This is a genomic window from Massilimicrobiota sp. An142, assembly GCF_002160725.1.
GTDB classification, from domain to species: Bacteria; Bacillota_I; Bacilli_A; order Erysipelotrichales; family Coprobacillaceae; genus Allocoprobacillus; species Allocoprobacillus merdigallinarum.
This window is the reverse complement of record NZ_NFLD01000057.1, coordinates 1-7,806: the sequence shown is the minus strand read 5'-3', so window position 1 is coordinate 7,806 and position 7,806 is coordinate 1. Positions and strand designations below refer to the sequence as shown.

Sequence of the window (7,806 nt, the reverse complement as noted above, 5' to 3'; positions counted from 1 at the left end):
TGCGGATGTGAAATGGAACTTGACGGATACATATTAAGTGAAATAGCGGAGGCTGATGGAGATGATGAACTGTCATGCATCTGCATGAAATGTGGAAAAGGAACAATGCACCAGGTCAAAAAATGATATATCTGGTTACGTTTTTGCATGCAGAAAAATAGAGTAATGCTGGTGCATTACTTTTTATTTTGCTCATTGTTAATATTTGCTTTAAGCATTTATCGACCAAACGAAACCAAATTCCTATAATATAAAAAAAGCATAGATTTCTCTATGCTCGTTATGATCTATTCAATAGAAGCTCTTTTCTTTTCAATAGACATGAAAACAATCAAAGCTCCAATAACAGATACAACAACACCAATCATTAATAAATCATGAACACCAATAGTATCCAATAAGATTCCACCTGCAAGGTTAGCAATAATACCACTGGCTGTAATTCCAACTGTAACCATAGATTGCCCTTTAACAAGATCCGGTTTAGAAATAACCTCATTAACATAATAAACACTAGCAGGGATAAAGATAGCATAAGCACCAATTTGTAAAACTTGTGCAACATAAACCATAAAGACGTTAGTTGCTAAAAAAGTTAATAAGTGTTTCAATCCAAAAATAATCACAGATATTTTTAATAATGTTGAACAATCTATTTTCTTACGCATAACATTAAACATAGCCATAGCTGGTAATTCAACAATTGCAGCAATAAATACAGCGATTCCCATTTGACTTTCAGTTCCACCAATAGGAGTAATGACTTGAATAAAGAAATTATTAATAATTGTATGTGTAAAGAAAACTAAAATAACACCCACAACAAAAATCATAAATTTTTTATATATTGAACAAAATTGAAAGAATGATAATTGTTCCTGTTTAACTTCTTCATGCTGATTCTCTTCACGATGTACAACATGTCTTTGATTCTTTGGTACAACATATGTATAGACAACGACAATTAATAAGATATTTCCAATAATATAGAATAATGGAATCATGCTTGTTCCAAAATCTTCTACAAGATAACCCAGCACAGCAGATGCAAGGGCATAGGCAGCACTTCCTAATCCTCTAGCTAATCCATAATTCACTTCAATACCATATTTTTCAAAAAGAAATGCTAATGAATTTAATAATGGTTGAATTGTCATCATACATGTGACAACTCCAACAAACACACATAATAATATTATTGTTGGTAATTTAAAGAAATACAGACCTAATGACAATATGACGGCTAAAGCTAATATCACAATAATTAATGGTTGTAATCTAATCACTTTTTTATCAGCTGCTGAGGCAGCCATAGGTTGCGTAAATACTGCAATAATACTAACCAATGCCAAAGTCGTTCCAATTAAAGAATTCGACACACCTCGATCTAATAGATATACAGATGCATATCCCATAAGAGCACTGTAGGATGCAAAGTAAAGAATTTGTGTTAAAGAATACTTAACATCTAAAATTCCATTTTTTTTCACATAATTTCCTCCCTTAATTTATAATTATTCGATAAGTATATTATATGATAGATTGAATTCAAATCACAAGCTAAATAACATATCTTGAAAAAATTTTTAAATAAGTGATTTTTTCATATAATAGTGTTTCCCTGTTGCAGGATGTTCTTGCATACTGAAGATTTCCTGATAACCTCATTTCATATAAAAATCTGGTGCCTGAAATTCATATGTATCTAGAAAACTATATTGACAGCCTCTTTCTTTCGCAACTGCTTCTGCTTTTCATAATACTTCTGTTCCCTTATTTTGTCCTCTTAATAAAGGTGAAATCCATAACCACCTTATAAAAAGCTAATCTCCATGGGTATATCCAATCAATCCTCCTACAATTTGATCATGTTCAACTAAGTAAACAGCTAAATCTTTTGAGTAAGTCTGTTCCATCTTTGCATGATTCTATTCTCCTAATCCACTCTCAATAACATTCTCATTTTCTTAGCAAATATTATCTTTAGTGACTAATTTTATTGTTATTTTATAACATTGGATTCTACAAGTAGCAGGAAAATGTCCAATAGCAAAAATATTCATCAGATATTTTTTATTTATTATAGACTCGTATTTAATTCAAATTAATGATAATTTGAATTTTATTCAAGATTGTTCATGAATTTTATTCAAGAGAATTCTTGAGATATATTTTGTTTAATGTTAGAATAATGTTGAGGATGGTGAGTTTATGAAAAAAGAGGTAAAATTCCCTGAGATACTTAGAAGTTTAATGAATAGCAAAAATTTAACGATGAAAGAATTAGGAGAATTAGTTGGGAAAAGCGAATCATCCATTTCTTATTGGTTATCAGGAAAAGTAATGCCTAGAATTAGCGTCATTCAAAAATTAGCTGATATTTTTAATATCACTACTGATGAACTCATATACGGATATAAAAATGATAGTTTAGAAAACTACGAAGAAAATGTTGAATACCTTAAAGATAACTATCCTAATCTTGTTGATTTGTACAACGAGATACACGCAAATAAACAATTAGTTATTTTATTTGATAAAGCAAAGAAATTAGAACCACAAGACTTAACACAAATATTAAAGATTATCGACACATTTAATAAAGAAACTAAGTAAGGTGTGATAATTATGTGCGTTGAAGATTTTCTACGTTGGAATAACATTAACTTAAAAATTACAAATATGCCAAGCTATGTGAATGACTTTACATACTATAATGGGAATGAATATCTTGCAATCATCAATTCAAGATGTTTATCATATCAGTAGCAAGAAACTCACATGATGGTAAAAGAGATGAAAGAAAAATATATTTTGAATTAGCAAAAACACAATTTGTGTTTAAATATACGGGGAGGATAACATGATATGGAATATAAAGAAGGATATGCAAAAGTAAATATAAATGATATAAGTCTTGATCCTACTAATCCGAGGCATGATCCTGTAGAGGAAGATAAATTTACTTTAGAAACATTAATGAAAACTAGAAACTTTGACAACAAAATTTTTAACTTAATGAAAGATATATTAGAATATGGTCAAAATCCTATTGATATAGTTGGTCTTTTACTTACTGATAAAAACACTTTGTATAGCAAAGAAGGCAACAGAAGAGTTGCAGCATTTAAAATTTTAAATAATCCAGAATTAATTGTATCAAATAACATTAAATTATATGCACGTGTAAAAAGTTTGTTACAAGATTTTGATGCACCCCCTCAAGAAATTATGTGTTATATAACAAAAGATGCTAATATCTTAGAACATGCTATGGAATTAAAGCATCAAGGTGAGCAAAATGGAATAGGAACAGTAACTTGGGGTTCTAACGAAAAAGCTCGCCATAAAAGAAACAAGGGTCAGAAAGATCCAATTTACGCTTTTTTAAACTTATTAGAAGAAAATAATATACTTTCTAGTAAAAAACGTGAAAAGATAACAAAAACAAATTGGGAACGTTTATTCACACGTGATGGACAAGCATGGCTAGGCATACAAAAAACAAATGATAAATATGAAATTAAAATAGATTTGGAAGATTTTAAAATTAAATTTAAACTAATAACAGATAGAATTGAAGGACAGACACATCACATAATAACTAATGCAGACGCAAGAAAAATACTATTTTCCGAATTAAATAATGAATTCGAAAAAATAAAAAGTCAAATTAGTAGTACAAACAATAAAACAAATAATAAAGAAAATGCAAAGCCAAATTTAGAAAATGATGATTCATCTAAATCAATAAATAGTATGGACAATCAATTATCGTCTAAAAAAAATCCTGATAATATAAATCAAGATAATTATGAAAACGATAATATTTTTAACAACAAAAATGATTCTAAACCAGAGCCAAAAAAATTTAGATTACAAGAGCTATATGTCACAAAGAATTCAAAAATACCAAAAGAACAACATCTAGCATTTATAAATATACGTAAAGAATTAGAGAAACTTTCTGGTGGTCAATATGGTTTTTATAAAACATACAAATTATCAACATATTATTTAATTAGAGCATTAATTGAACAATGCTTAAAATATTGGTTATCTGTATATCATCCAAATATATATTCAAAATGTCATAATAACGGTGATGCAAACCTAGGCAAAATGATAGAAAAAATCAATAATGCACTAGAAAACAATACTGATATATTCTATAACAGGAATATTAACAAATATTTTAGAACTTTCTTTGGAAACTTTGCTACTAAAGATAATTTAGATTTATTAATACATCACCCTTATTTATTATCTGATGATTTAAGTATTCTTCATAATTATACTTCGGGTATATTATTCGATATACTTAATTATATTTTGACTTATGAAAGAGTTTAAATATAATTGGCCTTTCTTTGCGAATTTTGTTACAATACGCATAAGGAGGTATTATTATGGCACATTATTCACCTTTACGATATCCTGGTGGCAAAGGTAAAATGTATAATCAAACATTAGAAATATTACAACAAAACAATCTAATTGGTTGTACATATATTGAAGCTTTTGCTGGTGGAGCAAACTTGGCCTTGAATTTATTATTTAACGGTCAAGTTGACAACATCATCCTAAATGATATTGATCCTGCCATCTACTCTGTTTGGTCTGCAATATTAAATTTTGGACCTCAGTTTATCGAACTAATTAGAGATGCTCCTATATCAATCGAGGAGAGAGAACACCAAAAAAACATATATGATTCGAAACCTGACAATGTATTGGAATTAGGGTTTGCAGCTTTCTATTTAAATAGAACGAATAGATCTGGAATAATAACAGCTGGCCCTATCGGTGGTTATAAACAAAACGGCAATTATTTAATTGATTGCAGATTTAATAAATCAAAATTAATCAAACGTGTACAACAAATTTATGATAATAGAGATAAAATTCAAATATTTGATTTTGATGCACGTGATTTTCTAAGATTAAACTTCCCTAATAATTCATTTTTCTTCATTGATCCTCCCTATTTTAAAAAGGGTAGTCAATTATATCAAAACTATTTTACCATTCAAGATCATAGGGAAATTGCTGAAATAGTAAGAGAATTAAATTATCCCTGGATTGTAACATACGACAATGTTGATGAAATTATTAGAATGTATGATTTCTCAAACTATCAAACATATCAATTAACTTATACAGTTGAAAGAAAATATATCGGTACTGAAATAATGTTCTACAGAGAAAACCTAAATATAGATTTATAAAACAAAAAACTCCCCTGCTACCAACAGGGTAATGAGAGATTCAAGGAGGAATAGAATGAGCACATCTAAAACAAATGCAACTACTGACTTATGGTTCGGTAATGTACATTATTATAAAAATCCTTTAGATGGCACAACGAATAATCTATGCATTTATTTGTGCCACACCAATTTAGCCAAAAGAGTTTGTATTGTTCCAATGGATGAAATAGATGAAAATAAATTTTATATAAAAATATCTAGAATGAATAAAGTTGCTTATCCACTTGAAGCTTTTGAAATCAAAGAAAATCTTATTGGAAAACAATTAAGCTTAAGAGGGAAACGTATAACAATTTCTTATGAAGAATATTTAGATATTTCTGAAAGTGTTTTAGCCAAATTATGCCATAAAGTTTTTCACACTTATCATCAACTAGGAAGTATAAGAAGAATGAATATTCAAAATGTTGATTATAGCACTACAGAAGATCATTATAAATATATTACTTGGTTTGAGCATAAAACAAATATCCAATTTCATAAGTCGATAAAAAGAAATCCCGGACTAATCAAGTGGGGATTGTATTATATTGAAATTGGTGAAAATGTTGGCTCTGAATTACATAAATTAAGACCTGCTATTATTTTCAGAAAGAATGTTTCTGTTAAAAATCCTAGTGATTCAAGTTATATTGTTATACCTATTACATCAAAGAAAAGAGCATCTAAATATTACTTTAATGTACCTATTACAGTAAATGGAGATGTCAATTATGCCAAACTAAATGATATAAGACGTGTCAGTGTAAAAAGAGTCGTTAGACCATTATGTGATAAAGCTGGTAAAACTATTGTCTTGAATGCTGCTGAAAAACAAAATATAAAAAACAATTTAAAATTATATTTATTTGGTGAAAATGAATAATTTTTTTCAAGCCAATGCATACTATATTATATACACAATATTACATCATATCATTTTTCGTAAAATGAAAAGATATTGACATTTTAAAAGTTTGATGGTAATATACGTGTATATCTAAGGTTATCCACCGTTTGAGTGGTAATACTGGAGTAACACTGAAAAGCACTGGCGAAAGCTGGTGCTTTTCTGCATATAAAAACCACCCTACGCCAATAGAGTGGTTATGCAATGGTTTCCGTAAAGATACCACCACTAGAATGTGATACGCCAATATCACTAATGTAAAATAACGGCCAAAAGTCCTTTTACGTACTCAATTTTATCATAAGAGCACGTCTAAGGCAAATATAAATGAAAGGACGTGTGTAATCTATGCCTATTTATAAAAGAGCATCCAAGAAATCTAAGAACGGATATAAATATCAGGTCAATTTTCAATACACTGATAAATACGGTGTCAAAAAGAGATATATATAAAATGGATTTGATACAAAAAAAGAAGCCCTGCTTCATGAATCCATGAAAAAACAAGAGTTTGAAAATGGAATATACATAACAAAGTCAAAAAACTTTGATGATGTCTTTAATGAATATATCCGATCTGCTGATATCAGAGAAAGAACATTCAGCAGCAGAAAACAACTCTATTCAAAAATAATCAAAAAGTATCTAGGACATATAGATATCACCAAGATCAATTATGATCTGATTCAGGAGCTACTAAATAATTATGAGAAAACATATTCACATAATACATGTAAAGTCGTTAAATCAATTATAAACATAGTATTTGTCTATGCATACTATATAAAAAGAATACCCTATTCTCGTTTAAATATCAGCGGTAAAAAAGAAACTAAAAATAATACTATCACAATAGCACAATTCAATACGCTCATTGAGTCATTAAGCCATCCAACCTCAATCAAAAGATAAGATATGATAGTTATATCATCATGCTTTATATCGGCCTTTATACAGGCATAAGAATAGCTGAAGTTCTGGCATTGACAAGAGTAGATGTCGACTTAAAAAATAAGACAATAACCATAAAAAAGCAACTTCATGATGAAATAGAGAATTATATAAAACAGAATCGTCAACTGCTGTCATACCAATACCAAATGAATTAGTGAATATATTAACTGAGCATTTTCATAAATACCCTGTAACCGATCCGGTTTGCTTCAACAATGACATGAACTATCTCAGCTATAAATCAGCTGTAGACAAATGCTATAAGCTAGGAAAGAAGAATGGTTTTGATTTTTATTTTCATATGTTGCGACATACATTTGTCACTCAGATCATCAGAAAGAAAATAGACATAAAAACAGCACAAATGTTGGCCAAACATTCCAATATCAATACAACAATGGATATATATACAAATTTAGACGATACTGATCTTATTGGTGTCACTGATAATCTATACAATTAAGCACTTTTCAGGTGCTTTTTTAATACTTTTATTACAAAAATACAAAGATAAAATGTATCGAAAATGTATCAATTTTGATTTCTAAATTAAAAAAAGCCCATAAAATGGGCGCAATGGAGTCAACTTAGTAAGTTGGCTCTTTTTTATTTTTTTGGAAATAAAAGAGTGTCTTTTTTACTTGTAGTTAAGTATAATTATCTATTTATTATCTTATTTCCTTTACTTTTGTT

Annotated in this window: 8 protein-coding genes; 7 read left to right on the top strand and 1 reads right to left on the bottom strand. The window is 28.8% G+C overall.

Annotated features, from left to right (window positions below; genetic code table 11):
* Window positions 1-287 precede the first annotated feature (287 nt).
* Window positions 288-1,490: an MFS transporter gene (locus B5E87_RS14330; protein ID WP_241146981.1), complete on the bottom strand. Its 1,203-nt coding sequence runs from the start codon at window positions 1,488-1,490 to the stop codon at window positions 288-290.
* A gap of 721 nt (window positions 1,491-2,211) precedes the next feature.
* On the opposite strand from B5E87_RS14330, the gene B5E87_RS14320 reads away from it, so the two are divergent.
* From B5E87_RS14320 to B5E87_RS14290, 7 genes are all read left to right on the top strand, one after another.
* Window positions 2,212-2,616: a helix-turn-helix domain-containing protein gene (locus B5E87_RS14320; RefSeq protein WP_087246026.1), complete on the top strand. Its 405-nt coding sequence runs from the start codon at window positions 2,212-2,214 to the stop codon at window positions 2,614-2,616.
* Window positions 2,617-2,628: 12 nt separating this feature from the next.
* On the top strand, window positions 2,629-2,769 hold the full coding sequence (locus tag B5E87_RS15140) for a hypothetical protein (RefSeq protein WP_158095634.1): 141 nt from the start codon (window positions 2,629-2,631) through the stop codon (window positions 2,767-2,769).
* 99 nt (window positions 2,770-2,868) lie between these two features.
* The gene (locus B5E87_RS14315) at window positions 2,869-4,353 is read left to right on the top strand and encodes a hypothetical protein (RefSeq protein ID WP_087246024.1); all 1,485 of its coding nucleotides are present in this window, start codon (window positions 2,869-2,871) and stop codon (window positions 4,351-4,353) included.
* A 56-nt stretch (window positions 4,354-4,409) separates the two neighbouring features.
* On the top strand, window positions 4,410-5,228 hold the full coding sequence (locus B5E87_RS14310; protein ID WP_087246022.1) for a DNA adenine methylase: 819 nt from the start codon (window positions 4,410-4,412) through the stop codon (window positions 5,226-5,228).
* A 55-nt stretch (window positions 5,229-5,283) separates the two neighbouring features.
* Entirely contained in the window at window positions 5,284-6,135 is an 852-nt protein-coding gene (locus B5E87_RS14305; protein WP_158095633.1) for a type II toxin-antitoxin system PemK/MazF family toxin, read from the top strand.
* 519 nt (window positions 6,136-6,654) lie between these two features.
* A complete protein-coding gene (locus tag B5E87_RS14300; protein WP_087246018.1) occupies window positions 6,655-7,071 on the top strand; it encodes a phage integrase central domain-containing protein in 417 nt (138 codons plus the stop codon).
* 175 nt (window positions 7,072-7,246) lie between these two features.
* On the top strand, window positions 7,247-7,576 hold the full coding sequence (locus B5E87_RS14290; protein ID WP_087246014.1) for a site-specific integrase: 330 nt from the start codon (window positions 7,247-7,249) through the stop codon (window positions 7,574-7,576).
* Window positions 7,577-7,806 lie beyond the last annotated feature (230 nt).

Excerpts from the sequence above, each read along its gene's own strand:
- B5E87_RS14320 (WP_087246026.1), top strand. The coding sequence starts at position 2,212 with ATGAAAAAAGAGGTAAAATTCCCTGAGATACTTAGAAGTTTAATGAAT.
- B5E87_RS15140 (WP_158095634.1), top strand. The coding sequence starts at position 2,629 with ATGTGCGTTGAAGATTTTCTACGTTGGAATAACATTAACTTAAAAATT.
- B5E87_RS14315 (WP_087246024.1), top strand. The coding sequence starts at position 2,869 with ATGGAATATAAAGAAGGATATGCAAAAGTAAATATAAATGATATAAGT.
- B5E87_RS14310 (WP_087246022.1), top strand. The coding sequence starts at position 4,410 with ATGGCACATTATTCACCTTTACGATATCCTGGTGGCAAAGGTAAAATG.
- B5E87_RS14305 (WP_158095633.1), top strand. The coding sequence starts at position 5,284 with ATGAGCACATCTAAAACAAATGCAACTACTGACTTATGGTTCGGTAAT.
- B5E87_RS14300 (WP_087246018.1), top strand. The coding sequence starts at position 6,655 with ATGAAAAAACAAGAGTTTGAAAATGGAATATACATAACAAAGTCAAAA.